General features: G+C 63.1%; 22 protein-coding genes and 1 tRNA gene. 16 read left to right on the top strand and 7 right to left on the bottom strand.

Annotation, left to right across the window (positions count from 1 at the left end; translation table 11 throughout):
* Nucleotides 1–18 precede the first annotated feature (18 nt).
* Nucleotides 19–1,719, bottom strand: coding sequence for a long-chain-fatty-acid--CoA ligase (locus tag ASG25_RS06190; RefSeq protein ID WP_062470679.1), 1,701 nt, complete (start codon nt 1,717–1,719; stop codon nt 19–21).
* A gap of 318 nt (nt 1,720–2,037) precedes the next feature.
* Between ASG25_RS06190 and ASG25_RS06185 the strand changes: the two genes are divergently transcribed.
* The 4 genes from ASG25_RS06185 to ASG25_RS06170 all read left to right on the top strand — a co-directional run bounded on the left by ASG25_RS06185 (nt 2,038) and on the right by ASG25_RS06170 (nt 7,123).
* Nucleotides 2,038–3,237 (top strand): MFS transporter, encoded by a 1,200-nt coding sequence (locus ASG25_RS06185; protein ID WP_062470676.1) that lies wholly within the window; start codon nt 2,038–2,040, stop codon nt 3,235–3,237.
* A gap of 161 nt (nt 3,238–3,398) precedes the next feature.
* Entirely contained in the window at nt 3,399–4,568 is a 1,170-nt protein-coding gene (locus ASG25_RS06180; RefSeq protein WP_062470673.1) for an AI-2E family transporter, read from the top strand.
* 91 nt (nt 4,569–4,659) lie between these two features.
* Nucleotides 4,660–6,714 carry an NAD(+) synthase gene (locus ASG25_RS06175; RefSeq protein WP_062472289.1) on the top strand — a complete coding sequence of 685 codons (2,055 nt, stop codon included), beginning with the start codon at nt 4,660–4,662 and terminating at the stop codon, nt 6,712–6,714.
* Nucleotides 6,715–6,862: 148 nt separating this feature from the next.
* Nucleotides 6,863–7,123 (top strand): hypothetical protein, encoded by a 261-nt coding sequence (locus tag ASG25_RS06170; RefSeq protein WP_062470670.1) that lies wholly within the window; start codon nt 6,863–6,865, stop codon nt 7,121–7,123.
* A 15-nt stretch (nt 7,124–7,138) separates the two neighbouring features.
* On the opposite strand, the gene ASG25_RS06165 is transcribed toward ASG25_RS06170, so the two are convergent.
* Nucleotides 7,139–7,858, bottom strand: a complete 720-nt coding sequence (locus ASG25_RS06165; RefSeq protein WP_062472287.1) for a Crp/Fnr family transcriptional regulator — start codon at nt 7,856–7,858, stop codon at nt 7,139–7,141.
* 253 nt (nt 7,859–8,111) lie between these two features.
* On the opposite strand from ASG25_RS06165, the gene ASG25_RS06160 reads away from it, so the two are divergent.
* Nucleotides 8,112–8,348: a hypothetical protein gene (locus tag ASG25_RS06160; protein ID WP_062470667.1), complete on the top strand. Its 237-nt coding sequence runs from the start codon at nt 8,112–8,114 to the stop codon at nt 8,346–8,348.
* A 119-nt stretch (nt 8,349–8,467) separates the two neighbouring features.
* Here the strand turns inward: ASG25_RS06160 and ASG25_RS06155 are convergent.
* Together ASG25_RS06155 and ASG25_RS06150 are read right to left on the bottom strand one after the other, a co-directional pair.
* Nucleotides 8,468–8,543 (bottom strand) — tRNA-Thr (locus tag ASG25_RS06155).
* Nucleotides 8,544–8,699: 156 nt separating this feature from the next.
* Nucleotides 8,700–9,659, bottom strand: coding sequence for a nitronate monooxygenase family protein (locus ASG25_RS06150; RefSeq protein WP_062470663.1), 960 nt, complete (start codon nt 9,657–9,659; stop codon nt 8,700–8,702).
* A gap of 403 nt (nt 9,660–10,062) precedes the next feature.
* On the opposite strand from ASG25_RS06150, the gene ASG25_RS06145 reads away from it, so the two are divergent.
* Nucleotides 10,063–11,301 carry a hypothetical protein gene (locus tag ASG25_RS06145; protein WP_062470660.1) on the top strand — a complete coding sequence of 413 codons (1,239 nt, stop codon included), beginning with the start codon at nt 10,063–10,065 and terminating at the stop codon, nt 11,299–11,301.
* Nucleotides 11,302–11,379: 78 nt separating this feature from the next.
* Here ASG25_RS06145 and ppk2 read toward each other — a convergent pair whose 3' ends face one another.
* Nucleotides 11,380–12,255 carry a polyphosphate kinase 2 gene (gene ppk2, locus ASG25_RS06140; RefSeq protein WP_062470657.1) on the bottom strand — a complete coding sequence of 292 codons (876 nt, stop codon included), beginning with the start codon at nt 12,253–12,255 and terminating at the stop codon, nt 11,380–11,382.
* 286 nt (nt 12,256–12,541) lie between these two features.
* On the opposite strand from ppk2, the gene phoR reads away from it, so the two are divergent.
* The 7 genes from phoR to phoB all read left to right on the top strand — a co-directional run bounded on the left by phoR (nt 12,542) and on the right by phoB (nt 20,445).
* The gene (phoR, locus tag ASG25_RS06135) at nt 12,542–13,801 is read left to right on the top strand and encodes a phosphate regulon sensor histidine kinase PhoR (RefSeq protein ID WP_062470654.1); all 1,260 of its coding nucleotides are present in this window, start codon (nt 12,542–12,544) and stop codon (nt 13,799–13,801) included.
* Nucleotides 13,802–13,998: 197 nt separating this feature from the next.
* Nucleotides 13,999–15,033 carry a substrate-binding domain-containing protein gene (locus tag ASG25_RS06130; RefSeq protein ID WP_062470651.1) on the top strand — a complete coding sequence of 345 codons (1,035 nt, stop codon included), beginning with the start codon at nt 13,999–14,001 and terminating at the stop codon, nt 15,031–15,033.
* Between the two features lie 139 nt (nt 15,034–15,172).
* Nucleotides 15,173–16,657: a phosphate ABC transporter permease subunit PstC gene (pstC, locus tag ASG25_RS06125; RefSeq protein ID WP_062470648.1), complete on the top strand. Its 1,485-nt coding sequence runs from the start codon at nt 15,173–15,175 to the stop codon at nt 16,655–16,657.
* Nucleotides 16,654–17,976 (top strand): phosphate ABC transporter permease PstA, encoded by a 1,323-nt coding sequence (gene pstA / locus ASG25_RS06120; RefSeq protein WP_062470645.1) that lies wholly within the window; start codon nt 16,654–16,656, stop codon nt 17,974–17,976. The genes pstC and pstA overlap by 4 nt, the downstream gene beginning before the upstream one ends.
* Before the next feature lie 14 nt (nt 17,977–17,990).
* On the top strand, nt 17,991–18,806 hold the full coding sequence (gene pstB, locus ASG25_RS06115; RefSeq protein WP_062470642.1) for a phosphate ABC transporter ATP-binding protein PstB: 816 nt from the start codon (nt 17,991–17,993) through the stop codon (nt 18,804–18,806).
* A gap of 55 nt (nt 18,807–18,861) precedes the next feature.
* Entirely contained in the window at nt 18,862–19,572 is a 711-nt protein-coding gene (phoU, locus tag ASG25_RS06110; RefSeq protein ID WP_062470639.1) for a phosphate signaling complex protein PhoU, read from the top strand.
* A 189-nt stretch (nt 19,573–19,761) separates the two neighbouring features.
* Nucleotides 19,762–20,445 (top strand): phosphate regulon transcriptional regulator PhoB, encoded by a 684-nt coding sequence (phoB, locus tag ASG25_RS06105; protein ID WP_062470636.1) that lies wholly within the window; start codon nt 19,762–19,764, stop codon nt 20,443–20,445.
* Between the two features lie 135 nt (nt 20,446–20,580).
* Here the strand turns inward: phoB and ASG25_RS06100 are convergent, their stop codons facing one another.
* Nucleotides 20,581–21,147 (bottom strand): GcrA family cell cycle regulator, encoded by a 567-nt coding sequence (locus ASG25_RS06100; protein ID WP_062470633.1) that lies wholly within the window; start codon nt 21,145–21,147, stop codon nt 20,581–20,583.
* 437 nt (nt 21,148–21,584) lie between these two features.
* Here ASG25_RS06100 and ASG25_RS06095 point away from each other — a divergent pair, with 437 nt between their 5' ends.
* The 3 genes from ASG25_RS06095 (at nt 21,585) to ASG25_RS06085 (ending at nt 25,007) form a co-directional block, all read left to right on the top strand.
* Nucleotides 21,585–22,784, top strand: a complete 1,200-nt coding sequence (locus ASG25_RS06095) for an aspartate aminotransferase family protein (protein ID WP_062470630.1) — start codon at nt 21,585–21,587, stop codon at nt 22,782–22,784.
* A gap of 111 nt (nt 22,785–22,895) precedes the next feature.
* Entirely contained in the window at nt 22,896–23,813 is a 918-nt protein-coding gene (gene argF / locus ASG25_RS06090; RefSeq protein ID WP_062470626.1) for an ornithine carbamoyltransferase, read from the top strand.
* A gap of 207 nt (nt 23,814–24,020) precedes the next feature.
* The gene (locus ASG25_RS06085; RefSeq protein ID WP_062470622.1) at nt 24,021–25,007 is read left to right on the top strand and encodes an Hsp33 family molecular chaperone; all 987 of its coding nucleotides are present in this window, start codon (nt 24,021–24,023) and stop codon (nt 25,005–25,007) included.
* Between the two features lie 71 nt (nt 25,008–25,078).
* Here the strand turns inward: ASG25_RS06085 and apaG are convergent, their stop codons facing one another.
* Complete coding sequence (gene apaG / locus ASG25_RS06080) at nt 25,079–25,471, bottom strand: Co2+/Mg2+ efflux protein ApaG (protein ID WP_062470619.1); 393 nt, start codon at nt 25,469–25,471, stop codon at nt 25,079–25,081.
* Between the last annotated feature and the right edge of the window lie 41 nt (nt 25,472–25,512).

Below are 25,512 nucleotides of genomic sequence, written 5' to 3'. Positions count from 1 at the left end.
GGCGGGCTGCCGGCCTCTTCAGGTGCGCAGGTCTTTCCGCAGGATCTTCCCGACATTCGACTTCGGCAATTCGTCGCGGAACTCGATGAAGCGCGGTCGCTTGTAGTTCGTCAGCCCGTCGGTGCAGTGCGCGCGAAGCTCGGCCTCCGTCAGTGCTGGATCACGACGAACGACAAACAGCTTCACCGCTTCTCCCGAATGCGCATCCGGAATACCGATGGCCGCGCATTCCAAAACGCCAGGATGCGACATGGCCACTTCCTCGACCTCGTTCGGAAAAACATTGAAGCCGGAGACCAGGATCATGTCCTTCTTGCGGTCCACGATCTTGATCAGCCCTTCCGGGCTCATCCGGCCGATATCGCCGGTGCGGAAGAAGCCATCTGCAGAAATTGCCTGCGCGGTTTCCTCAGGCTTGTTCCAATAGCCGGCCATGACCTGCGGCCCGCGAATGCAGATCTCGCCGATCTCGCCGATCGGCACGGACACATCCGCCTCGTTGCGGATCTCGATGTCGGTCGAGGGCAGAGGCAGGCCAATGGTTCCGGTAAAGTCCGGCAGGTCGAGACGGTTGGCGCTTGCGACAGGCGACGTCTCGGACAGGCCATAGCCCTCCTTGATGGGGCAGCCCGTCACTTTCTCCCAGCGCTCCGCCACCGGACGCTGCACGGACATGCCGCCGCCAAACGTCAGGACGAGCGAGGAAAAGTCGAGCGCCCGAAAGGCTTCGTTGTTCAGAAGGGCGTTGAACAGGGTGTTGAGGCCGGGGAAGATCGTGACCTTGTGGCTCCCGAACTCCTTGACCAGGGAGGGTATATCGCGCGGGTTTGGAATGAGCACGTTGTGTCCGCCGAGCACGAGGCCCATCAGCCCGTTCACGGTGAGGGCAAAGATGTGATAGAGAGGCAGGGCGCAGAGAAACACGAGGGTCTCCGGCCTCGGCTTGTTGATGAAGGCCGTTTCGACCCAGAGGCGCATCTGCGCCGTATTTGCCAGCAGGTTGGCATGCGTTAGCACTGCACCCTTGGAGACGCCGGTGGTGCCGCCTGTATATTGCAGGAATGCGACATCCTCGGCCTTGATCTCGCGCTTCGCCAGCAAGAGCCGTTTGCCCATGGCAAGCGCAGTGTTGAACCTGACATGGCCGGGCAGCGACCAGGCGGGCACCAGCTTCTTCACCCGTCGGACGATGATGTTGACGAGCAAGCCCTTCACGCCGAGCAGATCGCCCATCGAGGCGACGACGACATGCTGCAGAGCCGTTTTCGAGGCCACCTGTTCCACCGTGTGGGCGAAATTTTCCAGGACGACGATCGCTTTCGCGCCGCTATCCTTCAACTGATATTCGAGCTCGCGTGGCGTGTAGAGCGGGTTGACGTTGACGACCACGAATCCGGCCCTCAGGATCGCAAAGATCGTCACCGGGTTTTGCAGGACGTTCGGCATCATGACGGCCACGCGATCGCCCGGCTTCAGCCCGGTCGATTGCAGATGGGCGGCAAACGCATCGACGGTCTTTGCAAACGCGCCGAACGTGAGCGTCGTGCCCATGCACGTATAGGCCGGGCGCCCCGCATTTTTTTCGCACAAAACCTCGAACAGATGGCTGAGAGACGCGTAGGGGCTGGCGCCGATCTCGGCCGGCATGCCCGACGGGTAAGACGCAAGCCAAGGCCTGTGCGGCGACATCAATGGCGTCCGGCTGGCCGTATCGGGCATTTTGATCCTCCTCGAGCCGGTTGTGAGCCGCCGGCGATCCCCCAGATGGCGCACCTCTCCCGAGTGGCCTGCTTGAACTCTATGCTCTTCTGCACGCGCTTCAAGCGACGTCAAAAATATATGACCTACACGTAAGCGTCAACAAGGTATGTTGCTCAGGCATGGGAGGCTTTCGATGTGTGCATGGCTGCGTACCAATGCTTTGCGGATGCTCTCGATACGGTCTACGCCTCGTTCCACGACTCAGCCTCATTCCACGCGAGTGCCGACTGAGATTTTTCCCGGAGGCCGACCCGGTCTCAACGCAAGGTCACCCCCATGTCCGACACCGCGCTTTCATCCCCCCGCACGGTCCGCTTCGGAGGGATCTCCATGGCGGAGGTCGCCTTGGCCGTGGGCGGTTTCGGAATCGGCACCGGAGAGTTTGCCATCATGGGCTTGCTGCCCCAGGTCGCGCAGGATCTGCATGTCTCGGTGCCGCATGCCGGCGTCGTCGTCAGCGCCTATGCCCTCGGCGTCGTCGTCGGCGCGCCTCTGATTGCGGTGATCGCGGCCCGCTATGCCCGGCACGTCGTGCTTCTGACCCTCATGGCCCTGTTTGCGGCAGGCAATATCGCCAGCGCGCTGGCGCCGTCATTCAACCTGCTGGTCACGGCCCGCTTCCTTGCCGGCCTGCCCCATGGTGCCTATTTCGGCGTGGCCGCGCTCGTGGCGGCGGGCATGGTCGCGCCGCACCAACGCGGGCGCGCCATCGGACGGGTCATGATGGGCCTCACGCTGGCAACGCTCGTGGGCACGCCCCTGACCGCCTGGTTCGGCCAGGCGCTGGGGTGGCGCGCCGCCTTTGCCATCGTCGGCGGCATCAGCCTTCTGACCATCGTGCTGACCATGCTTTTCGTGCCCAAGGATCGGGCCGACGCCGCAGCCTCACCGCTGCGCGAGCTTGGGGCGTTGAAAAAGCTGCAGGTCTGGCTGACGCTCGGCATCTGCGCCATCGGCTGCGGCGGCATGTTTGCCACGTTCAGCTACATCACGCCGGCCCTGACGGAGGTTGCAGGTGTTTCGCTGTCCCGCGTGCCCCTGATGCTGTGCGTCTTCGGCGCCGGCATGATCCTTGGAAACATCATCGGCGCGCGACTGGCGGACTGGTCTCTGATGAAGGCGATCGGTCTCGGCCTCGTTTTCAATCTGGCAGCCCTTCTGCTGTTCGCCGCCACCATGAACTCTCCCGCCATGGCGACGGTCAACATTCTCTCGATCGGCTTCGCCTTTCTCATGGTGCCGGCCATGCAGACCCGTCTGATGGATGTTGCTGGCGAGGCGCAAACCCTGGCGGCAGCGCTCATGCACTCTGCCTTCAATCTCGCCAACGCGCTCGGCGCCTGGCTCGGCGGCGTGGCCATCGCCGCCGGATACGGCTGGACCTCGACCGGCTTGGTCGGCGCTGTCATGGCCGTGTTCGGCATCGGCATCTTCGCGGTCTCGGTGGCCGTCGAACGCACGTCGCGTGCTGCCTGAAGCTCGTCCGCCAAGCCGCCCGTTAAGCTGTCTGTCGAACAGGACCAATGGCGCCGCCACATTTTGGCGCCGATTTTGCAATTGTCATCCCGCGCGCGCCCTTCGGCTGTTATAGAAGGTCGATCGGACAATTGCAGGCGGGAGCCTGACGGAGGTAGTGGGTGCGCCATCGCGAATTGGAAAACCAGTCGGCAGAGCCGCGGCTCTTTGGGCGTCCAGCCTATGATCGCTCGGCGCTGGTGGGCCCCGCATCCGCGGCGCGATGGCTTCTCGTCTTCATTCTCCTGGCCGGTGCCTATTTCTTTCATGGCTTCCTTGTCCCGGTTCTCGCAGCGGTCGTCATCGGCTTTGCCAGCTGGCCGCTCTACCGACGCTTGCTGATTGCCGTAAAGGGCAACCGCACCATCGGGGCGACGATTGCGATCATCCTCGTCATCGCCTTTATCGTCACGCCCGTGACATTCGCCGCGATCTATGCCGTCGACGAGTTCCGCGGCTGGGTCGGCTGGGCCGTGGAAGCCAACTCCGTCGGTGCCGATGTGCCCGCCTGGGTCCTGCAGCTGCCGTTGGGCGGCGCCTGGCTCGGCGAGCAGTGGGCAAAGCATGTCGGGCATCCCGGCGCGCTCGGCGAACTCGTGCAGCTGGTCAGCGGCTCCAACATCGGCAGCATCTACCGGGGGGCGCTCGTCGTCGGGGCGGGGGCCGCGCGCTCACTGCTGACCTTGCTCTTCATGCTCATCACCCTGTTCTTCGTCTACCGTGACGGCGAAAAGTTCGTGGCGCAACTGGACCGGCTCGGGGAGCGGATCCTGCCCATGCGGTGGGAGCGCGTATCGCGGATCGTGCCGTTGACCATTTCCTCCACCGTGACCGGCATGGGCCTTATCGCCATCGGGGAGGGGATTGTTCTCGGCGTCGCCTACTGGATCGCCGGCGTTCCGTCGCCGGTAACCCTTGGCATCATCACCGGCTTCATGGCGCTCATTCCGGGCGGCGCGCCTCTCTGCTTCACGCTCGTGTCGGTCTATCTGCTGGCCAGCGGTGCGCCGCTGACAGGGCTTGCTCTTTTTGCCTGGGGCACCATCGAACTCTTCATCGTCGACAAGACGCTTCGTCCCCGCCTGGTCGGCGGCCCGATCAAGCTGCCGTTCCTGCCCACCTTCTTCGGCCTCGTCGGCGGGGTGAAGACCATGGGTTTCCTCGGCCTGTTCGTCGGTCCGGTGCTCATGGCGCTGATCGTCGCGATCTGGCGCGAATGGCTGCATGACGTGGCAGTGCCGGCGCAGACGCCAGCCCAGGCGCAGACAGCCACCTTGATCAAGCAGGCCTGACAGACCGGTAAAGCAAAGAACAGAGCCTTTCCCGGACGAGCTGACTGCCTTAAGTATCATGGCGACAGTGATCAACACGGGATGCGTGCCGGTGAATTTCTTTTCAGCCTATGATCAGGGTTTTGTGCGCGTTGCCGCCTGCACGCCGCGGTGCGAGGTCGCCGATCCCGCCTTCAATGTCGACCAGGTCATCGCGCTTGCCCGCGAAGGCGATGCCCGGTCCGTGGGACTGATGGTGTTTCCCGAGCTGTGCATATCCAGCTACACGCTCGACGATCTCCTTGGCCAAGCCGCGCTGCACGAGGCGGTGGACATGGCGCTGGCTCGTCTTATCGAGGAAAGCCGCACGCTGTCCCCGGTTCTTCTCGTTGGCGCCCCCCTTCCTCAGAATGGCCGGCTCTACAACTGCGCGCTGGCGATCCATCGCGGTCGTATCCTCGGGGTCGTGCCGAAAAGCTATCTGCCGAACTATCGCGAGTTCTACGAGAAGCGCTGGTGCGCGGCCGGGCGCGACATCCGCGGCGAGAGCATTTCCGTGGCCGGGCAGGTGGCACCCTTCGGTGTGGACCTCCTGTTCTCGGCAACCGACATCCGCGGTTTCGTCTTCCATATCGAGATCTGCGAGGATGTCTGGGTCGCAGCATCGCCGAGCGACTTCGGTGCGCTCGCCGGCGCGCTCATCCTCACCAATCTCTCGGCGAGCAACATCACGGTCGGCAAAGCCGAGACCCGGCGCCAGCTGGCGGGCTCGCAGTCCAATCGTTGCTTTGCCGCCTATGTCTATGCGGCTGCCGGCCCGGGGGAATCCACCACGGACCTTGCTTGGGACGGTCAGGCCTGCATCTACGAACTCGGCCACTTCCTGGCAGAGACCGAGCGGTTCCCCGACGGCCCGCAAATGTGCGTTGCCGATATCGACGTCGATCGTCTGCTGCTCGAGCGCCTGCGGACCGGCACCTTCAACGACGCCGCCAACCACCAGCATCGGGCCGATCGCACCTTCCGCACGATCGATTTCCTGTTCGAGCCCAACCGGGGCGATATCGGGCTCGAACGCGGCATCTCACGCTATCCCTTCGTGCCCGCGGATGCCGCGCGGCTCGACCAGGATTGCTACGAGACCTACAACATCCAGGTCCAGGGCCTGATGAAGCGCCTCCAGGCGACCGGCATCCGGAAGATCTGCATCGGCGTCTCCGGGGGGCTCGACAGCACCCATGCCCTCGTCGTGGCTGCCCGCGCGTTCGATCAGCTGGGCTTGCCGCGTTCCGGCATTCTCGGATTCACCATGCCGGGTTTCGCCACGGGCGACGTCACCAAGACAAACGCCTGGAAGCTGATGCGATCGCTCGGCATCACCGCCGATGAGATCGACATCAAACCCCTGGCAGAGCAATTGCTGAAGGATCTGAAGCATCCCTATGCCGAGGGTAAGCCGGTCTACGACATCACCTTCGAGAACGTGCAGGCCGGCCTGCGAACGGACTTCCTGTTCCGCGCGGCCAACCGCTATGATGCGCTGGTGCTGGGAACGGGCGATCTTTCGGAAATCGCGCTCGGCTGGTCCACATACGGCGTGGGCGACCATATGAGCCACTACAATGTCAATGCGTCCGTGCCGAAGACGCTTATCCAGCACCTGATCCGCTGGGTCATCGCCAAGCAGCTGTTCGATCCTGAAACGAACGCAACGCTGGCCGACGTTCTCGATACGGTCATTTCACCCGAGCTCGTGCCCGCCGACGAGACCGGTGCGATCCAGAGCACCGAGGACAAGATCGGCCCCTATGCGCTGCATGATTTTGCGCTCTATTACATCACCCGCTTCGGGCTGAAACCGTCGAAGGTCGCCTTCCTCGCCTGGCACGCCTGGCATGACGCGAAAGCAGGCAAGTGGCCGTCCGGCTTCCCCGAGGAGAGCCGAGGCGCCTATGATCTCGCGACGATCCGCAAATGGCTGGAAGCCTTCCTGTTCCGGTTCTTCACGACCAGCCAGTTCAAGCGCTCGGCCTCCCCGAATGGCCCGAAGGTCACATCCGGCGGCTCCCTGTCGCCGCGCGGCGACTGGCGCGCCCCGTCCGACGGCAATGCGCGGCTGTGGCTGGACGAACTGCGGCGCAATGTGCCGGACAACGAGGAGGCCTGACGGCCCCTGCCTTGTCCTTGCGTCCTCCTTGCCCAGCCCGCATCGCGATGTTTGCGATCGTCTCCAAGGTTTTGCTCCCTATTTCTGCGAATTGAGAATCGGCCCGTTTCCGTCATCATGACGGCAGGTCAATTGTCTGGGGCGAGAGATGGGGCTGAGACTTGTCAGGGATGACGCGGGAGACCGCGTCGAAGCGCCGATCGGCATGGGTGACGTGCATGCCGAAGCACGCCGGCGGATAGCGGCTCTCGGCTACGACCGGCATCGCGCGCGGGCGCTCGCCACCGGCATCGATATGCCGCGCGATATCCACATCAAGCATTTGCAGATCATGGCCATTGCGATGGCTCTGTGCAGCCTTGAGACCATTCCCGAGGACTACCGTTCGGAGATGTACTGGCCGACATGACGTTGCCCGGACCGCTCAACGCGGCTCCACGGTCAGGCTGAGATAAGTCGGATCGAAATCCGCGATGTTCCGCAATTCATCCCAGTCGAGGATCGTCACCGTATGGTTGATCCAACTGATCAGCCCGTCCTTGCGCAGGTTCTGGATCGTGCGGTTCATGTGAACGAGCGAGAGCCCAAGCACGTCCGCCATCTCCCCCTGCGAGAGCGGGAAGTAAAAGCTCAGACCCTGAGTAAGGCCCATGGCCTCCAGTCGCATATGCAGTTCGCAAAGCAGGTGGGCGAGGTGCGCCCGCTTGGAGCGGCGGCCCATGGCGACAATCCACTCGCGATGGATCGCGCCGTCGATGATCGTCTTCAGCCAGAGCAGACGCGTCAGGTGCGGCGCCTTCTCCGTCACCGTCTGAAGGTCGGTATGGTCGATCTGCATCACGCGGCAGGGGGAAAGCGCGATGATCCCGTGGTCCATCGTCTTCAGAAGGAAGGCATGCAGATCGACGAAGTCCCCGGGCACATGCAGGGCGGTGATTTGCCGCGTGCCATCGGGGGTGAGCTTGTAGCGTGCCGCGAAGCCCTCGACCAGCTGCGTGCTGTAGGTCGGTCGCGAGTTCTCCGACACGAGATCCTCATCCACCTCGTACGCGCGCTCGCGCGCAGCCAGCGATCTCAGAAGACTCTGCTCATCCTCCGATACAATGTCGTGGTTGGAGAGGTTCCGAATGAGAATGTCGATCACGATAAAGGCCTTCAAGAATAAACGTATGAACAATCCGCAACGGACCCGGAGACGCAACCGCTGCGGAGGACCCTGCCGGCGGGCGCATCACCGATGCATTTTAAACAGTGGCATCTGAAAAACGGCAAGCGCAAAAAGCAGGATGCCGTCAGCTGCGCGTGCTTCGCGATGGCAGGCCTTCGATTTCGGAACAAAAGCCCCATCCGCAACTTAGCAGGGCAAGTGCGCCCGAGCCGAGACGTCGAGACCGAAAATGAGCCGCTACTTCTTTGATCTTCACAATGGCAATGGTCCGGTCCTGGACGAAGAGGGTCAGGAGCTGGCGAGCCGGGAATCGGTTGCCATGGAAGTCGGCCGGATCCTCGGGGACATCGCCCGCGACGAAATGCCTGAAACCTGCAACGGCACCATCGCCCTGACCGTCCGCGACGCCACCGGCCGTACCATAACGGTCGCGCGCCTGACATTCAGCAACGAGTGGACCGACTGAAGCCCTTGTCGACACGAGCGAAAAGGCTGCCGGCGACGTGCTGCCGCTCTCCTACGCGCGACGACACGCTTCGAACGGGCGTTCGATGACAGCAGGCAAATGAAGATCGAGGGAAAGAATGGTGCCGCTTGCAGGACTCGAACCTGCGACCCCATCATTACGAATGATGTGCTCTACCACCTGAGCTAAAGCGGCTCACCGGCGAACCGCATGGTCAGCCTGTGATGTGAGGGGCTGATACCTGCAAAGTTCGGGGAATTCAAGCGGTCTCTTCGCCCGGAATGGAAAAACTCGTGACGAGCGCGGGGGCTGTAACGCGGCAAAGAGGAAGACCACGGGAAACCCGGCGCCTCACAGCGAAAGCCGTGCGCGGGCGGCCGCGTATTCCGTCTCCAGGCGTTCGACAAGCGTTTCGACCGGGGTGATCGCGGTGACAGCGCCGATCCCCTGGCCCGAACCCCAGATGTCGCGCCAGGCTTTTGCACCACTGCCGACGGCAGCATCGAGATCCATCGTTGCGGCTTCGGCCGCCGGTAGGTGGTCGGCATCGAGGCCGGCTGCAGCGATGGAGGGTCGCAGATAGTTGCCGTTGACGCCGGTAAAATGGGGCGTTTCCACGATGTCCTTGGCCTTGCTGTCGACGATCATCTGCTTGTAGCTGTCGCTGGCCCGGGCTTCCTCGGTGGCGATGAAGGCCGATCCGATATAGGCAAGGTCCGCACCCATGGCCTGCGCAGCCAGCACCGCGCCGCCATTGGCTATGGCGCCGGACAGCAGGAGCGGACCGGAAAACCAGCTGCGGATCTCCTGAACGAGGGCAAAAGGCGACAGGGCGCCGGTGTGGCCACCGGCTCCCGCAGCGACGGCGATCAGTCCGTCCGCCCCTTTGTTGATCGCGGAACGCGCATGGCGGTCGTGGATCACGTCGTGCAGCACGATGCCGCCATAACCGTGCACCGCCGCGTTTACCTCGGGCACGGCACCAAGTGAGGAGATGACGATCGGCACCTTGTATTTTGCGCAGAGCATCAGGTCATGCTCCAGCCTCTTGTTGGAGCGATGGACGATCTGGTTGACGGCAAAGGGTGCCGACGGTTTGCCCGGGTTCCGCGCGTCGTGGGCCGCCAGCTCTTCCGTGATCATCGCCAGCCATTCGTCCAGCTGTGCTTCCGGTCTGGCATTGAGTGCCGGAAAGGAGCCGACCACGCCCGCCTTGCACTGGGCAAGCGTGAGGGCGGGATGGGAAATGATGAACAAGGGCGCTGCAACGACGGGAATGCGGAGGTTGGAAAGGATGGGCGGCAGGGCCATGACGGTCTCTCTCGATTGACGTTCGCGTAAACGGAAGATAGCGGGGAGAGCGCGGGTCTGGCAAGGGGCGCGATGCCCATGTCGTGCGTTCGCTCATGGCGTCCCGAACGCCCCACGCGTGCATAGGGCGAGCGAGGGCATGCGGGGCGCCGTCACGATACATATCTCTTCAAGCGGCCCGTCGCCTGCGCCGCGATGAATGCCGGCGCCCGCATGGACAGACGGCTCCGGGCGGCACGACGGCGCATATCGTCGGCAGGCCGCATCGCGCTTGCCTTATGTGCGTTCGGCGGACTTGCGCAACGGGACGGCAATCGTTACCGAAAAGTAAATATGCTTTCCTTCGTCGCGACACCTGCATCCGGATGGGTGCGCGAAGCGAAGCGCCAGGCAAGGGATCAGGGTGAGCGGACTGGAAACAGCCATCAAGCAGGCGCTGGAGCGCTCCGACCGGGCGAATGCGGAAACGCGCGCCCGGATCTACCAGTCGGCGCGCAATGCGCTGGAGGCCGGTCTGCGCAAGCAGAACGTCCAGGACGAGACGGTCATCGCCCAGCAGAGGCATCGTCTGGAGGTCGCCATTCACGCGATCGAGCAGCAGGAGAGGGCGACGCTCCGCGATGCCGCCGTCGTGCAGGCTCCCGACCCGATGCAGGTTCCGAACAGTGGCATGGCACCTGTCCTGCGGGAGCCGGTGCGAGCAGAACCGCCTGTCGGTTCGCGCGAGCATCGCCGGGAGGAACCGGGCTTCGACGACGTGGTTCCGGATGGTCCAGCCGCAGAGCTCCGCCCGCCTTCGATTGCGAAGAGCCGACGCAGCGAGAGCGCTGTGGTGGAACCCGAGGAGCGGCGCGACAGCCGTGAAGACGCATCCTTGGCGCCGATGATGGTCTCGCCGGATCGCGATCCCTTTCGGCCGGGCGCGCATGCGCGCGATACCGTCAACGATCTCGGTCTTCCCGGCGCGGAGCCCCTGGTGCCGCGTCGGCGTCGCGGCCGCGGCGGACGGATTGCCTCCATCCTGATGGTGGTTGCCGTTCTCGTGGCGGCCGTCGGAAGCGCGACCTGGTGGGTTCTCAGCACGGGGCTGCTCGAACGTCCCGAAGGCCAGCCGGCCCCCCCGCCGACCGTTGCCGCCGAGGACTTCGACGGAGGTGCCGGCCTGCGGACGCTTGGTGCCCAGGCAGGCTTTACGGCGGACTGGGTTGATCTCTACCTGCCGACCGACCCCAGCGGCGTGACGCCGGGCGCCCGCGTCCGGACGGACGTCGTGCGCGACGAGGGCGGCGCGCGGCTTCGTATCACGTCCGGCGCGAGCGATGGCAGCGGAAACGTCGCGATCGAGGTTCCGGCGTCGGCGCTTCAGCGCATGGCGGGCCAGACCTCGACGCTGGCTCTCAGCGTTCAATCGGCCGACGGCAAGCCGACCCAGTTTTCGGTGGAATGCGACTTCGCATCTCTCGGCGACTGCGGGCGACATCGCTTTACGGTCAATGACGAGAAAAGCGACATGCTGTTCAAGATCACCTTCGACCGCACGCTGTCGCCGAACGGTCCGGGTCGCCTTCTCATCAACAGCGACGTGACCGCCAATGGCGGCGGTCTCGATCTTTACGCCATCCGGCTTTTGCCGGGGCAATGAGCGTGGTGGCGTTGCCCGTAGGAGGGCCGCGCCATCCGGAACGACGAGGACCGGCCCTGTGTTCGAGCCGTCCTTCGGTCAGGATTTCCGGAAATGTTGTCCGGACATGAGAATCTTGTCGTCGATCTCGCCGATCGCCTTCTCATCCTTGCCCGTGTAGTCGAGGTTCGTCAGAAGATGACGGATAAGGTTGAGGCGGGCGCGACGGCGGTCGTTTCCCAGGATTACGGTCCAGGGCGCCTTGCCCTTGTGTGTTTCCTTCAGCATGCGGTCGCGCTTTTCGGTGTAGTCGTTCCAGCGCGATAGGGCTTCGATGTCCATCGGCGAAAGCTTCCACACCTTCAGCGGATCATGACGCCGCTGGTGGAACTGCATGAGCTGCATTTCCTGTCCGATTTCCAGCCAGATCTTGAAAAGAACGATGCCCTCGTCGACGATCAGCTTTTCGAACGGCGGCACCTGCTTCAGGAAATGCTCGTATTGCGCCGGCGTACAGAAACCCATGATCGGTTCGACGCCGGCCCGATTGTACCAGGAGCGGTCGAACATCACGAATTCGCCCACCGTCGGAAAATGCGAGACGTAGCGCTGAAAATACCATTGACCGCTCTCCGTCTCGGTCGGTTTGGTCAACGCCACGATCCGGGCCGTGCGCGGATTCATGTAGGCGCGCGTCTCGTGGATCGCGCCACCCTTGCCGGCCGCGTCGCGCCCTTCAAACACCACGATCACGCGCTTGCCGCTTGCCTGCTGCCAGGCCTGCACCTTCACGAGCTCGATCTGCAACCGCTCCAGATCGGCCTTGTAGGTGTCCTTGTTCAGCTTTTTTTCGTAGGGGTAGCCGCCGGAGGCCATGGCAGCCTTCGTGATCCAGTCCGGCAGGTCGGGCGTGTCGACGTCAAACAGATGCGTCGTTCCGTCGATATCGATTTCGACCGGCTTGATATCGTCCATGCTGTTCACTCCCGTGGATGTCGGCGGGCAAGCCAGAGAGGCCGTGCCGCCGCGCGCGAGCAGGCCATAAGTCCATTGCGATTTCAAGCGCACCGTGAAAATCATGTCATGAAGCCGGGTTACATGTTGGAGATGACCATGTGGGCCAAGAGCTTCGATGATGGGCATTGATCAAGAGCATTGACCACGAGCATTGACCGTGAGCTTTACCGGACGGCGGGACCGACCTGCATCGCGCCGGGAATTTTTACGCCGGCGCGGGCAGGCAGCAAGATGCGGGGAACCGGTGCAGGAAACGACATTCTGGCAGACGATCGCCTCGCGGATCTGGGCGGAGAAGTGGTTGGTCGGCCTGACGTTTGCCGGCTGCGTCGCGTTGATTGCGACCAGCGGCCACCCGGTGCTGGCCGGCGCATGCTGGCTCACGCTTGTCACGGCCCTTCTGCGGCAGCCCGCGACGCCGAGCCTGCCGCCCCATGTCGAACCGCTGCCATCGACCGGCGAGACGGAACTCTCCGCGCTTGAAAGCGGCTTCGACGCCCTGGACATGCCGGTGCTCATCATCGGCGCGGACGAGCGCGTGCTGTTCCAGAACCAGGCCGCCGAAAAAGCCTTCGGCGTCATCCCTCCCCATTCGGATCTGTCCGGCCGCGTGCGGTCGCCGGGCATTCTCGACATGGTCCGCGAAACGATCGCCACGGGGCGGGTCAACCAGATCGAGCATTCCGAGCGTCTGCCTTCTGAGGCCGTGTACATCGTCCGTGTTGCGCCGGCGGCGCTCGGCGCCCCCAGGCCCCGTGTCGATCCGGCAGCTATCGACACCGTCTATATCGTCTCCTATCGCGACATCTCGCAGGCACGCCGGATCGATCGCATGCGCTCGGACTTCGTTGCCAATGCGAGCCATGAATTGCGCACACCGCTTGCCTCCCTGCGCGGCTTCATCGAGACCCTGCAGGGCCCGGCGCGCAACGATGTGAAGGCACAGGAGCGGTTTCTCGGCATCATGCTCGAGCAGGCGACACGGATGAGCCGCCTCGTGGACGACCTGCTGTCGCTGTCGCGCCTCGAGTTGAAATCCCATATCGCGCCCGAGCAGGACATCGCCCTCGGGCCGTTGCTCGGTCATGTCTGCGACACGCTCGGTCCGCTGGCCCAGGATCTGGGGGTCGCTATCGCGCTGGATCTTCCGTCCGTCCCGGTCATCGTCCAAGGCGACCGGGACGAGCTGATCGAGGTGTTCGAAAACCTCGTGGAGAATGCCTGCAAATATGGTCAGGAGGGCAAGACCGTCGAGGTGAGCCTGTCCGGCGGAGGCGGGGATCCGGTCGAGGTTTCCGTGCGAGATCGCGGACCAGGCATTCCCGCAGAGCACGTGCCGCGCATTACCGAGCGTTTCTACCGTGTGAATGTCGAAGCCAGCCGCTCGAAAAAGGGAACCGGACTGGGGCTGGCGATCGTCAAGCACATCCTCACCCGGCATCGCGCCCGCCTGCTCGTTCGCTCCGTGCTGGGGGAAGGCACCGTTTTCACCGTCCGTTTTTGACCGGCTTCACAGAGACGGAAAACGACATGAGAAAAGACATGAAAAATCAGAAACTTGGGCTGTCATAAATCTTTCGTCAACTTGACATAAAAGCTTGTGGCATCGGCCGCTAATGAATGTCAGCCGATGAGAATGAAACGGCGAAAGCGAGCGCTGACACCCTAGCGCACCCACACAAGCCCATCCGGGAGAATCCCATGAACGCCCTGAAACTCACTGCTGCAGCCCTGGTGGCCTCTGTCGCCTTTGCTGGCGCCGCTGCCGCTCGCGACCAGATCCAGATTGCTGGTTCGTCCACTGTTCTTCCCTATGCCAAGATCGTTGCCGAAACCTTCGGCGAGACGTTCCCGGACTTCAAGACGCCGGTCGTTGAATCCGGCGGCACGGGCGCCGGCCTCAAGGAATTCTGCAAGGGCGTCGGCCCCGATACAATCGACATCGCCAATGCCTCGCGCAAGATCAAGGACAGCGAGCTGGCCGAGTGCAAGGCTGCCGGCGTGACCGAAGTGCAGGAAGTCAAGATCGGCTATGACGGCATCGTGTTTGCCACCGACAGCGGCAATGCCGACCTGAAGCTCGAGCCGAAGGATCTCTACCTCGGCCTCGCAGCTCAGGTGGTCGTCGACGGCAAGATCGTCGCCAACCCCTACACGAAGTGGTCTGAGGTCAACAAGAACCTGCCGGACGCCGACATTGCGGCCTACATCCCGGGCGAGAAGCACGGCACGCGCGAAGTCTTCGAAGAAAAGATCCTTCATGCCGGCTGCAAGGCTTCCGGTGCTGAAGACGTCATCAAGGCTGCCGTTTCTGACGCCAAGGAGCAGGCGCGCACCTGCGTCGCCGTTCGCAAAGACGGAAAGGCTGTCGACATTGACGGCGACTACACGGAAACCCTCGCGCGTATCGCTGCCAACAAGAACGGCATCGGCGTCTTCGGCCTGGCATTCTACGAAAACAACGCCGACAAGCTGAAGGTCGCCACCGTCAACGGCGTGGTGCCCTCCACGGAAACGATCGCTTCCGGCGAATATCCGGTCTCGCGCCCGCTGTTCTTCTACGTCAAGAAGGCACACCTCGGCGTCATTCCCGGCCTGAAGGAATTCGTGGAATTCTTCCTGGACGACCAGATGGTCGGCCCGGAAAGCCCGCTGGCGGCCTACGGCCTCGTTTCGGCGCCGGACGCCGAGCGCGAAGCCGACCGCAAGGCCTTTGCCGACGGCACGATGCTGTAAGAAACGTCGATCCGGAGACGCAGTCTCCCCGGATCATCCGGCACGGCGCAGGGGCGCCGTGCCGGAACCTCAACGTTCGAATGGCCGGCGTCCGATCTTGCAGCATGCGATGTCGTGAAACGACCGGGGGACCCAGATCATGAGCGCCTCCCTTCTCTTTCTCCTTGTCCTCCTCGTCGGCGCATCGGCCTTCGTGATGGGTCGATCGCGGGCCATCGCCACGGCCGGCGGCAAGCTGTCCTCGCTGCATTCCCTGCCGGGATATCACGGAAGCTACGCCGCCATCTGGGCGCTTCTTCCTGCCCTTGTGGTTCTCGCGGTCTGGCTGGTCGCAGCTCCGCCGATGATCGATCGCAGCGTCCTCTTCCATCTCCCCACCGACGTCCTCAACCAGGGCAGCGCGCCTGCCGAGCTGGCACTGGGGCAGGTGAAGTCGGTCGCCCGCGGTCTGGCGCTTCTCTCGGATGCCGAGCGCAGTGCGCTCGACAGCGGCGCCATCAATCTTCGCGACGCCATGGCCGCCAAGGGCATTCCGCTGGCCAGTGCCGGCGAACCCTGGATGATCGAGTCGGCCACCCGCTTCAACGGCATGACGGCGACCAGCCACCTTGCCATGGCCGGGGTCGTTCTGCTGCTCGCCATCGGTGGCGCGGTGCTGGCACTCCGCGGTATCTCCCAACGCTTCCGGGCCCGAAATCGCGTCGAGCAGGTCATTCTCGGCGGGTTGATCCTTGCGTCCTCCATCGCCATCCTCACGACGATCGGCATCATCGGCTCCATGCTGTCGGAAGCCTTGCGCTTCTTCGCGTCTGTGTCGCCGATGGAATTCTTTTTCGGAACGGTGTGGGACCCACGTTTCGCCGCGGCCGGCCAAGCCGGTCAGTCGGGCCAGTTCGGTCTCCTGCCGCTGCTAGCCGGTACGCTCTACATCGCTCTTGTGGCCATGCTGTTTGCCGTGCCGATCGGCCTCTTCGCGGCGATCTACATGGCGGAATATGCCAACAACACCGTGCGCTCGGTCGCCAAGCCGCTCCTGGAGATCCTGGCCGGTATTCCGACCATCGTCTACGGCTTCTTCGCCCTCGTCACGGTCGGTCCGTTCCTGCGCGACATCTCGGGCCAGCTGAACGGTCTCGTCACCGGCAATTATACAAGCTTCATCCAGGCGCAGAGCGTGCTGACAGCCGGCATCGTAATGGGCATCATGCTGATCCCCTTCGTGTCCTCGCTGTCGGATGACATCATTACGCAGGTACCGCGCTCGCTGCGTGACGGGTCTCTCGGGTTGGGGGCCACGCGCTCGGAAACCATCAAGCGCGTCGTGCTGCCTGCGGCACTGCCCGGCATCGTCGGGGCTCTGCTGCTGACGGCATCCCGCGCCGTCGGCGAGACCATGATCGTGGTGCTCGCCGCGGGTGTGGCCGCGCGCATGCAGATCAATCCCTTCGAGCCGATGACCACCGTCACGGTCAAGATCGTCAACCAGCTGACGGGCGACCTGGAGTTTACCTCGCCGCAGACCCTCGTCGCCTTTGCGCTCGGCATCACGCTGTTCGCCATCACGCTCTGCCTCAACATTTACGCGCTCTACATCGTGCGCAAATACCGGGAACAGTACGAATGACCGACATGACCTCATCGCTCGCCGGTGCATCGCCGCGTCCCGTCGTCAGCCGTCGCGATATCGGCATCAAGCGCCGCTACGCCGCAGAACGTCGCTTTCGCGCCTATGGCATCGCGGCGATCGCCATCGGCATCTTCTTCCTCGGCCTCCTCCTCTGGACCGTCGTATCCAAGGGCTACACCGCCTTCCTGCAGACCGAGATCGTCCTGCCGATCACCTTCAGCGAAAAGGTCATCGATCCGAAGAACGAACGGGCAAGCAATCCTGCCAAGCTGATGACGGCGAACTATCCGCTGCTGGTGCGCGATGCTCTCGTGCAGAAGCTGGGCATCGATCCGGCCAACCGCGCCGACGTGAAGCTGGCGACCGACATGGTCTCGGCCAGCGCGCGAACGCAGCTTCGCGATGTCGTCGTCGCCAATCCCGCCATCATTGGCCAGACCGTTCCGGTGGCACTGCTTGCCGAAGGCAATATCGACTCGGCCAACAAGGGCCAGATCGACGTGACGGTCAACGAGGCCAACCGCAAGGTGAAGGACAAGCAGCTCGCCTGGATGCAGACGCTTGCGCAGGACGGCGCAATGACGAAGTCCTTCAACACGGGCCTCTTCACCTCGGGCGCCTCGTCGCGGCCGGAAGCCGCGGGGATCGGCGTTGCGGCCCTCGGCTCGCTCTACATGATGCTGATCGTTCTCGTGCTCGCGCTGCCGATCGGGGTCTCCGCGTCGATCTATCTCGAAGAGTTCGCTCCGAAGAACAAGCTGACCGACCTCATCGAGGTCAACATCAACAATCTCGCGGCCGTTCCCTCGATCGTCTATGGTCTGCTCGGCCTGTCGATCTTCATCAATTTCGCCGGCATGCCGCGTTCGGCGGCGCTCGTCGGCGGTCTGGTCCTCACCCTGATGACGTTGCCCACCATCATCATCGCCACGCGTGCAGCCCTGAAGGCGGTGCCGCCGTCCATCCGGGCCGCAGCACTCGGCCTGGGCGCCTCCAAGATGCAGACCATCTTCCACCACGTCCTGCCTCTCGCCATGCCGGGCATCCTTACGGGCACCATCATCGGCCTGGCGCATGCGCTCGGAGAGACGGCTCCCCTGCTTCTCATCGGCATGGTGGCCTTCGTGGTCGATTTCCCGGGCTCGCCGCTCGAACCTTCGACGGCCCTTCCGGTCCAGATCTACATGTGGGCCAATGAAGCCGAACGTGCATTCGTGGAGAGGACCTCCGGTGCGATCATCGTGCTCCTGGTCTTCCTGGTGATCATGAACCTTGGCGCGATCCTGTTGCGGCGCCGCTTTGAACGACGCTGGTAGTGAGGTAGAAAACAATGAACATGATGTCAGAAGCGACTCTCGAAAAGGCGGTCGATCAGAAGATGAATGCTGTCCCTCACAAGATGATCGGCAAGGATGTGTCGGTCTATTACGGCGAGAAGCGCGCGCTGTTCGACGTGAACCTCAACATCCGCGAGAATACGGTCACGGCGCTGATCGGCCCGTCGGGCTGCGGCAAGTCGACCTTTCTGCGGACGCTGAACCGCATGAACGATACGATCGATCATTGCCGGGTCACCGGCAAGATCACGCTCGATGACGGCGACATCTACGATCCCTCGATCGACGTGGTCGAACTGCGCGCCCGCGTCGGCATGGTCTTCCAGAAACCCAATCCGTTTCCGAAGTCGATCTATGAAAACGTGACCTACGGCCCGAAGATCCACGGTCTTGCCCGCAGCAAGGCCGAACTCGACGCCATTGTCGAGCAGAGCCTGCAGAAGGCCGGCCTCTGGAACGAGGTGAAGGATCGCCTGCACGAATCCGGCACCGGTCTCTCCGGCGGTCAGCAGCAGCGTCTCTGCATTGCACGCGCCGTTGCCGTCAGTCCTGAGGTCATTCTGATGGACGAACCCTGCTCGGCGCTCGACCCGATTGCCACCGCCAAGGTCGAGGAGCTCATCCACGAACTGCGCGCCAACTACACGATCGTGATCGTCACGCATTCCATGCAGCAGGCAGCCCGCGTCTCGCAGCGCACCGCCATGTTCCATCTCGGCAATCTCGTCGAGGAGAACGATACCGACAAGATGTTCACCAACCCCGACGACCAGCGCACGCAGGATTATATCATGGGACGCTTCGGCTGACCGGTCGTGCGACCGATAGACAAGTGCCCGTGACCGAACTCCAAGGACAGGATCCATGGCAACCCATATCGTATCCGTCTATGACGAAGACCTCAAATATCTCAGCCGCCGTATCTCCGAGATGGGCGGCCTTGCCGAGCAGATGGTGGCCGAATCCGTGCGGGCTCTGGTCAACGCCGATCTGGGTCTCGCCCAGAAGGTGATTTCCGATGACGTCGTGCTCGATGACGCCGAGCGCCAGATCGGTGAGAAGGCCATCATCACGATCGCCAAGCGGCAGCCGATGGCGGCCGACCTGCGCGAGATCATGGGGTCGATCCGCATTGCGGCCGACCTCGAGCGTGTCGGCGATCTTGGCAAGAACACCGCCAAGCGCGTCATCGCGGTGTCCAGTGCCAGTCTGCCGCGCCAGTTGGCGCGGGGGATCGAGCATCTGGCCGAACTGACGCTGATGCAGCTGAAGGAAGTCCTGGATGTCTACGCCTCCCGCTCGGCGGAAAAGGCAAAGGCCATCCGGGAGCGAGACGGCGAGATCGACGCGATCTACACCTCGCTGTTCCGCGAACTCCTGACCTACATGATGGAGGATCCGCGCAACATTACCCCGTGCACGCATCTCCTGTTCTGCGCCAAGAACATCGAGCGCATCGGCGACCACGCGACCAATATCGCTGAGACGATCTACTACATGACGACCGGCGCGCAGCCGCTCGGCGAACGTCCGAAGGACGACTCGTCGAACACTGTCGGCGCACTCTCCACCTGAGCGAACGGCGCGGGAGAAATCCATCCTGCGGCGTCGTCCTCGGTCTTGAGACCGGTCGCTGTCTCGAGGTTGGGGATGGCGGCCGAAGGGTGGTCTCTTGCCGAAATGCCTGAACTGTCAACGATGATCGCCGCCTTCGGGTTCTGGCGAAGGCCTCGTCACGCGACGAGGACACTACGGAGTCCAGAAATGCAGCCGAGAATAGCCGTTGTCGAAGATGAAGAAGCCCTGAGCGTCCTGCTGCGGTACAATCTTGAGGCCGAAGGTTTCGATGTCGATACCATCAATCGGGGCGACGAGGCAGAGGTTCGCTTGCAGGAACGGCTGCCGGATCTGCTCATCCTCGACTGGATGCTCCCCGGCGTGTCCGGCATCGAGCTCTGCCGGCGCCTTCGCCAGCGCAGCGAGACGGAGCGTCTTCCCATCATCATGCTGACGGCACGGGGCGAGGAAAGCGAGCGGGTCCGTGGTCTTGCCACCGGCGCCGATGATTATGTCGTCAAGCCGTTCTCGACGCCGGAACTGATCGCCCGCGTGAAAGCCATGCTCCGCCGCGCGCGTCCGGAAGTGCTGTCGTCGCTCTTGAAATGCGGCGACATCGAGCTCGACCGCGAGACGCACCGCGTCCATCGTAAGACCCGGGAAGTCCGTCTCGGCCCGACCGAATTTCGTCTGCTCGAGTTCTTCATGTCTTCGCCCGGCCGCGTCTTCTCGCGCTCGCAGCTTCTCGATGGCGTTTGGGGGCACGATATCTACGTCGACGAGCGCACCGTCGACGTCCATGTCGGTCGCCTGCGCAAGGCGCTCAACTTCTCCAACATGCAGGACGTGATCCGCACCGTACGCGGAGCGGGCTACTCGCTGGAAAGCTGAGCCTGCCACGAAGCAAAGCTGCTTACCCGCCCCACGCGCTGCCGCCGAGGCCTGAAACGAAAACGCCTTCCTCGCAAAGCGAGGAAGGCGTTCTTGCGTTCTGCCTGTAGGGCGTTCTGCCTGCAGGGCGTTCTCTTATCGGGCGCGACGGCGCTCGGCCGAGGGCTGGTAGGCAAGCTTGGCGTGGAACGTGCAGTAGGGCGAGCTATCCGGGGAGTCGTTTCCGCAGAAGTGGAATTCGTCCTTCATCGGGTCGCCGATCGGCCACTTGCAGGTGCGATCGGTCAGCTGCGTCAGCACAAGCTTGCGGGACATGGGCACGACGACATTGCTGCCCGTCGCGCTGCCTGCGCTGTTCGTTACCGCCAGTGCGGTTTCCGGCGCGAATGCGCTTTCGGAATCTTCGATGACGTTCACGCTGACCGGGCGGGCCATCGAACGCTGCGGGGCGGAACGGGGGGCTGTGCTCGCAACCACGGCTTCCGGTGCTGCCGGACGGGCAACGACGACGGGGCGCTTGGGACGGGTTGCACTCGGCGAGGCGCCGCCTGCCTTTGCGCGGCCCGGAAGCGACAGGCGATGAACCTTGCCGATGACGGCGTTGCGACTGACGCCACCAAGCTGCGCCGCGATCTGGCTCGCGCTCAGCCCTTCGGCCCAGAGCTTCTTCAGTCTCTCTACCCGCTCGTCAGTCCAGTTCATTGTCGTCTCCGTTCCAGGCCGTAGCAAAGGATGAATCCCTCACCGCGCTCCGGATGGCTCCGAAGCTGCAACGCCTTGACTCTTCTGGTGACTAGGTCCGCCGCATGCGTCTAGCAATTCCTTGGTAACGTAGAGACGGGGTGACTCCGTGACAAGAGTCCCGGGAATCGCGCCGAATCGATTTTTGGGTTTTCCCCAACTTGCTGTCGCCGCGTGATATATTTGCAAGACCTTTTTGCCGGAAAGCATCGTGCTCGAAAAATGCGTCCGACGCCTGTCTTTCCGGGAGTTTTGTTGACAGCGGCACCCGAAATACCGATAGTGCGCTCGCCGCCGTCAGGGCGGTATTTTTCATTTCGGGTCGGCGCTGTCGGCCGCTGCACAACGGATCGAACCTTCCCCGCAGAGTGTGCGGACAGGACGAGGAGACAGGCACGATGGCCGAGGCAACCCCGCTTTACGAGACCTACATGCGTGCGCCGCTGCGCTTCGAGCGCGGCGAGGGCGTCTGGCTGGTGGCGGAAGATGGGTCGCGCTATCTCGACTTCGCCGCGGGTGTCGCCGTCAATTCCCTTGGCCACGCGCATCCGCATCTCGTCGCAGCGCTGAAGGACCAGGCCGAAAAGGTTTGGCATCTCTCCAATCTGTACGAGATTCCCGGGCAGGAAAAGCTCGCCAAGCGTCTGACCGACAACACGTTTGCGGACAAGGTCTTCTTCACCAATTCCGGTGCGGAAGCGCTGGAATGCGCCATCAAGACCGCGCGCCGCTACCAGTTTTCCAAGGGCCGGCCGGAGCGTTTCCACGTCATTACCTTCGAGGGCGCCTTTCACGGGCGCACGCTCGCGACGATCGCGGCCGGCGGCCAGGCGAAATATCTCGAAGGCTTCGGCCCCAAGGCACCGGGCTTCGTCCAGGTCCCGTTTGCCGACCTTGATGCCGTCAAGGATGCGATCACCGAGGAGACCGCGGCGATCCTGATCGAGCCGATCCAGGGCGAGGGCGGGATACGCCCGGCACCCAAGGCCTTCCTGCAGGCGCTGCGCGCATTGTGCGACGAGCACGGCCTGATGCTGATCTTCGATGAGGTCCAGTGTGGCGTCGGACGAACCGGCAAGCTCTTTGCCTATGAATGGTCCGGCATATCTCCGGATATCCTCGCGGCCGCAAAGGGCATCGGCGGCGGCTTCCCGCTCGGCGCCTGCCTTGCCACGGAAGAGGCCGCCTCGGGGATGGTCGCGGGCACGCATGGTTCGACCTACGGCGGCAATCCGCTGGCCATGGCGATCGGCAATGCCGTGCTGGACGTCGTTCTCGGCGATGGGTTTCTCGAGCATGTGCGGGATGTCGCACTCGTCTTCCGTCAGGGGCTGGCCTCGCTTGCCGATCGTTTCCCCGATGTGATCGAGGAAATCCGCGGCGAAGGCCTCATGCTCGGCATCAAGGCGGCGGTTCCCTCCGCCGACCTGCTGAAGGCGATCCGGGCGGAGAAGATGCTGGCCGTTCCCGCAGGGGAAAACGTCATCCGCCTGCTGCCGCCGCTGATCACCAGCGCGGACGAAGCCCGCGAGGGTCTCGCCCGCATCGAACGCGCCAGCGAAACGTTGACGGCGGTCAAACAGCGCGCGCGTGCGTGATCCGGACGCCTTCGACATCAGGATTACCGACAGCCGGCCCGCGCAGAAGGCATAGGCTCCAAGAACGCCTTGGAGCCGCCCCCGGGCACAAGGACAGGACACCGCATTTTCATGGCCGAACCTCGCCACTTCCTCGATCTCTCCGCCATGTCGGCAGAGAACCTGCGCTCCATCATCGATGATGCCCGGGTGCGAAAGGCAGCGACCAAGGCCGGGACTGCGGAAAAGCCGCTGGCCGGCAAGATGCTCGCCATGATCTTCGAAAAGCCTTCCACCCGAACCCGTGTGTCGTTCGATGTCGGCATGCGCCAGCTCGGCGGCGAGACGCTGTTCCTTTCGGGCACGGAAATGCAGCTCGGTCGCGCCGAGACGATCGGCGATACGGCCAAGGTTCTCTCTCGTTACGTCGATGCCATCATGATCCGAACGACGGATCACAGCCGCCTGCTCGAGCTTGCCGAACATGCGACCGTGCCGGTCATCAATGCCCTGACAGACACGACGCATCCCTGCCAGATCATGGCCGACATCATGACCTTCGAAGAGCATAGCGGCCCGGTGAAGGGCAAGACCATTGCCTGGACGGGAGACGGCAACAACGTGCTGCATTCCTTCATCGAGGGATCGGCGCGTTTCGGCTACACGATGAAGATGGCGGTGCCGCTCGGCTCCGAACCCGACGACAAGATTCTCAACTGGGCGCGCAACAATGGCGGCAACGTGATCCTGTCGCATGACGCGGAAAAGACGGTCGCCGGTGCCGATTGCGTCGTCACGGACACCTGGGTGTCGATGAACCAGGAGCATCGCGCCCGGGGACACAACGTCTTCCAGCCCTATCAGGTCAATGCTGCGCTGATGTCGAAGGCGGACGAGAACGCGCTCTTCATGCACTGCCTGCCGGCGCATCGGGGCGAGGAAGTGACCGACGAGGTCATTGACGGGCGTCAGTCCGTGGTGTTCGACGAGGCGGAAAACCGCCTTCATGCGCAGAAGTCGATCCTTGCCTGGTGCCTGGGCGCGCTCTGAGCGCCTGCCTGCGACGCGCATCGTCAAAACCTTGAAAAACGGCATTCGGCCACCGATCTAGGTGCAAAGCGGAATGTCACGATTTTTGCTGGCATTTCATATCGATCCAATAGAATGGCGTTGTGGCGTGCAAAACCCGGACCTGTCCGGGGCGCCGTCATCTGCGTTCGGGCTCGCCGCGGCGGGTCATGCATCAGGAGCATGGACATGGTGGACAAAGGACCAGATCTCGGCGAATTCGGTTACGCAGGCGATGACCGCGTCGTGCCTTTTCAGGTGGAAGGCCTCGACGTGCGCGGTCGCGCCGTTCAGCTTGGCCCCATGCTGGATGCGATCCTCGAACGGCACAATTATCCGTTGCCGGTCGCACGCCTCGTGGCGGAAACGGTGGTGCTCACCGTCCTCCTCGGCACTTCGCTGAAGTTCGATGGCAAGCTCATCATCCAGACGAAAAGCGATGGCCCGGTCGATCTCGTGGTCGCCGACTTCTCGACGCCGGATCGCGTGCGCGCTTATGCCCGCTACGACGAAGAGGCGCTGGCCAGCGCGATCGACAAGGGCGAAACCGATCCACAGGATCTGCTCGGCCAGGGCATCCTTGCCTTCACCATCGATCAGGGCGAATACACCCAGCGCTACCAGGGCATCGTTCCGCTGGACGGCGCTTCGCTGGAGGAGATCGCCGGCGTCTATTTCCGCCAGTCGGAGCAGATCCCGACCAAGGTGCGCCTTGGCGTCGCCGAGCTGTTGGATCGCGACGAGAACGGCAAGCCGCGCCACCGCTGGCGGGCCGGAGGCATGGTCGCGCAGTTTCTGCCGGAGGCGCCCGACCGGATGCGCCAGCCGGACCTGCATGGCGGGGATGGAGCCGAGACGTTCGAGGGTGGTGTCGACGACCTCTGGGACGAGGCGCGTGTCATGGTCGAGACGATCGACGCCGACGAATTGACCGATCCGACCGTCGGGACGGAACGGCTGCTCTATCGCCTGTTTCACGAGCGCGGCGTGCGGGTCTATCCCCCGCAGGCGGTCTATGACCAATGCGCCTGCTCGCGTGAAAAGCTGCGCGACGTCCTTGCCAGCTTCAGCCAGGAGGAGATCGACAGCACGGTGGAGGATGGGGTCATCTCGGTGACCTGCGAGTTCTGCTCGACCACCTACACGTTCGAAGCCACCGAAGTCCGCCCGCAGTAAGAGCGCGCACATCGTTTGGAAACTGAAGGGGCTCCCGGCAATTGCGGCCGGGGGCACATCTGCTGTTGTGGTCAGTTCAACGTCCGGCTGAGGCCCGGCAGGTCCAGCGAAAAGGCGGGAATGTCGACCGTGAAGGTTTCGCCGTCAGGTGTCTCCATCGAGTAGTGTCCGAACATCACGCCGGAAGGCGTGTCGAGCGGGCAGCCGGAGGAGTACTCGAACGTATCGCCCGGATTGAGGATGGGTTGCTCGCCGATCACTCCGGGGCCGTTGACCTCGTCGACCTGACCGCTTTCGTCCGTGATATGCCAATACCGCGTCATCAGACGCACGGTTTTCGTGGAACGGTTCGAAATCAGAATGCGGTAGCCCCACACATAGCGCCCATCTTCGGGATCGGACTGATCTTCCAGATAATAAGGCTCTACGGTGACCTCGATGTCCCGTGTCAGCGCGCGATACATGATGCAACCCTTCCAGTCAGTGTGCATATTCTAGGGGAAGA

This window comes from Rhizobium sp. Leaf384 (assembly GCF_001424065.1).
GTDB lineage: Bacteria > Pseudomonadota > Alphaproteobacteria > Rhizobiales > Rhizobiaceae > Ferranicluibacter.
The sequence above is the reverse complement of the archived record's forward strand: the minus strand, read 5'-3'. Positions and strand labels throughout refer to the sequence as shown.

Coding starts and splice junctions, on each gene's coding strand:
- ASG25_RS06085 (WP_062470622.1), top strand. CDS start 24,021: ATGGTGGACAAAGGACCAGATCTCGGCGAATTCGGTTACGCAGGCGAT.
- ASG25_RS06160 (WP_062470667.1), top strand. CDS start 8,112: ATGAGCCGCTACTTCTTTGATCTTCACAATGGCAATGGTCCGGTCCTG.
- apaG (WP_062470619.1), bottom strand. CDS start 25,471: ATGTATCGCGCGCTGACACGGGACATCGAGGTCACCGTAGAGCCTTAT.
- ASG25_RS06095 (WP_062470630.1), top strand. CDS start 21,585: ATGGCCGAGGCAACCCCGCTTTACGAGACCTACATGCGTGCGCCGCTG.
- ASG25_RS06170 (WP_062470670.1), top strand. CDS start 6,863: ATGGGGCTGAGACTTGTCAGGGATGACGCGGGAGACCGCGTCGAAGCG.
- ASG25_RS06150 (WP_062470663.1), bottom strand. CDS start 9,659: ATGGCCCTGCCGCCCATCCTTTCCAACCTCCGCATTCCCGTCGTTGCA.
- phoB (WP_062470636.1), top strand. CDS start 19,762: ATGCAGCCGAGAATAGCCGTTGTCGAAGATGAAGAAGCCCTGAGCGTC.
- ASG25_RS06185 (WP_062470676.1), top strand. CDS start 2,038: ATGTCCGACACCGCGCTTTCATCCCCCCGCACGGTCCGCTTCGGAGGG.
- argF (WP_062470626.1), top strand. CDS start 22,896: ATGGCCGAACCTCGCCACTTCCTCGATCTCTCCGCCATGTCGGCAGAG.
- ppk2 (WP_062470657.1), bottom strand. CDS start 12,255: ATGGACGATATCAAGCCGGTCGAAATCGATATCGACGGAACGACGCAT.
- ASG25_RS06100 (WP_062470633.1), bottom strand. CDS start 21,147: ATGAACTGGACTGACGAGCGGGTAGAGAGACTGAAGAAGCTCTGGGCC.
- pstB (WP_062470642.1), top strand. CDS start 17,991: ATGAACATGATGTCAGAAGCGACTCTCGAAAAGGCGGTCGATCAGAAG.
- ASG25_RS06130 (WP_062470651.1), top strand. CDS start 13,999: ATGAACGCCCTGAAACTCACTGCTGCAGCCCTGGTGGCCTCTGTCGCC.
- pstA (WP_062470645.1), top strand. CDS start 16,654: ATGACCGACATGACCTCATCGCTCGCCGGTGCATCGCCGCGTCCCGTC.
- ASG25_RS06190 (WP_062470679.1), bottom strand. CDS start 1,719: ATGCCCGATACGGCCAGCCGGACGCCATTGATGTCGCCGCACAGGCCT.
- phoU (WP_062470639.1), top strand. CDS start 18,862: ATGGCAACCCATATCGTATCCGTCTATGACGAAGACCTCAAATATCTC.
- pstC (WP_062470648.1), top strand. CDS start 15,173: ATGAGCGCCTCCCTTCTCTTTCTCCTTGTCCTCCTCGTCGGCGCATCG.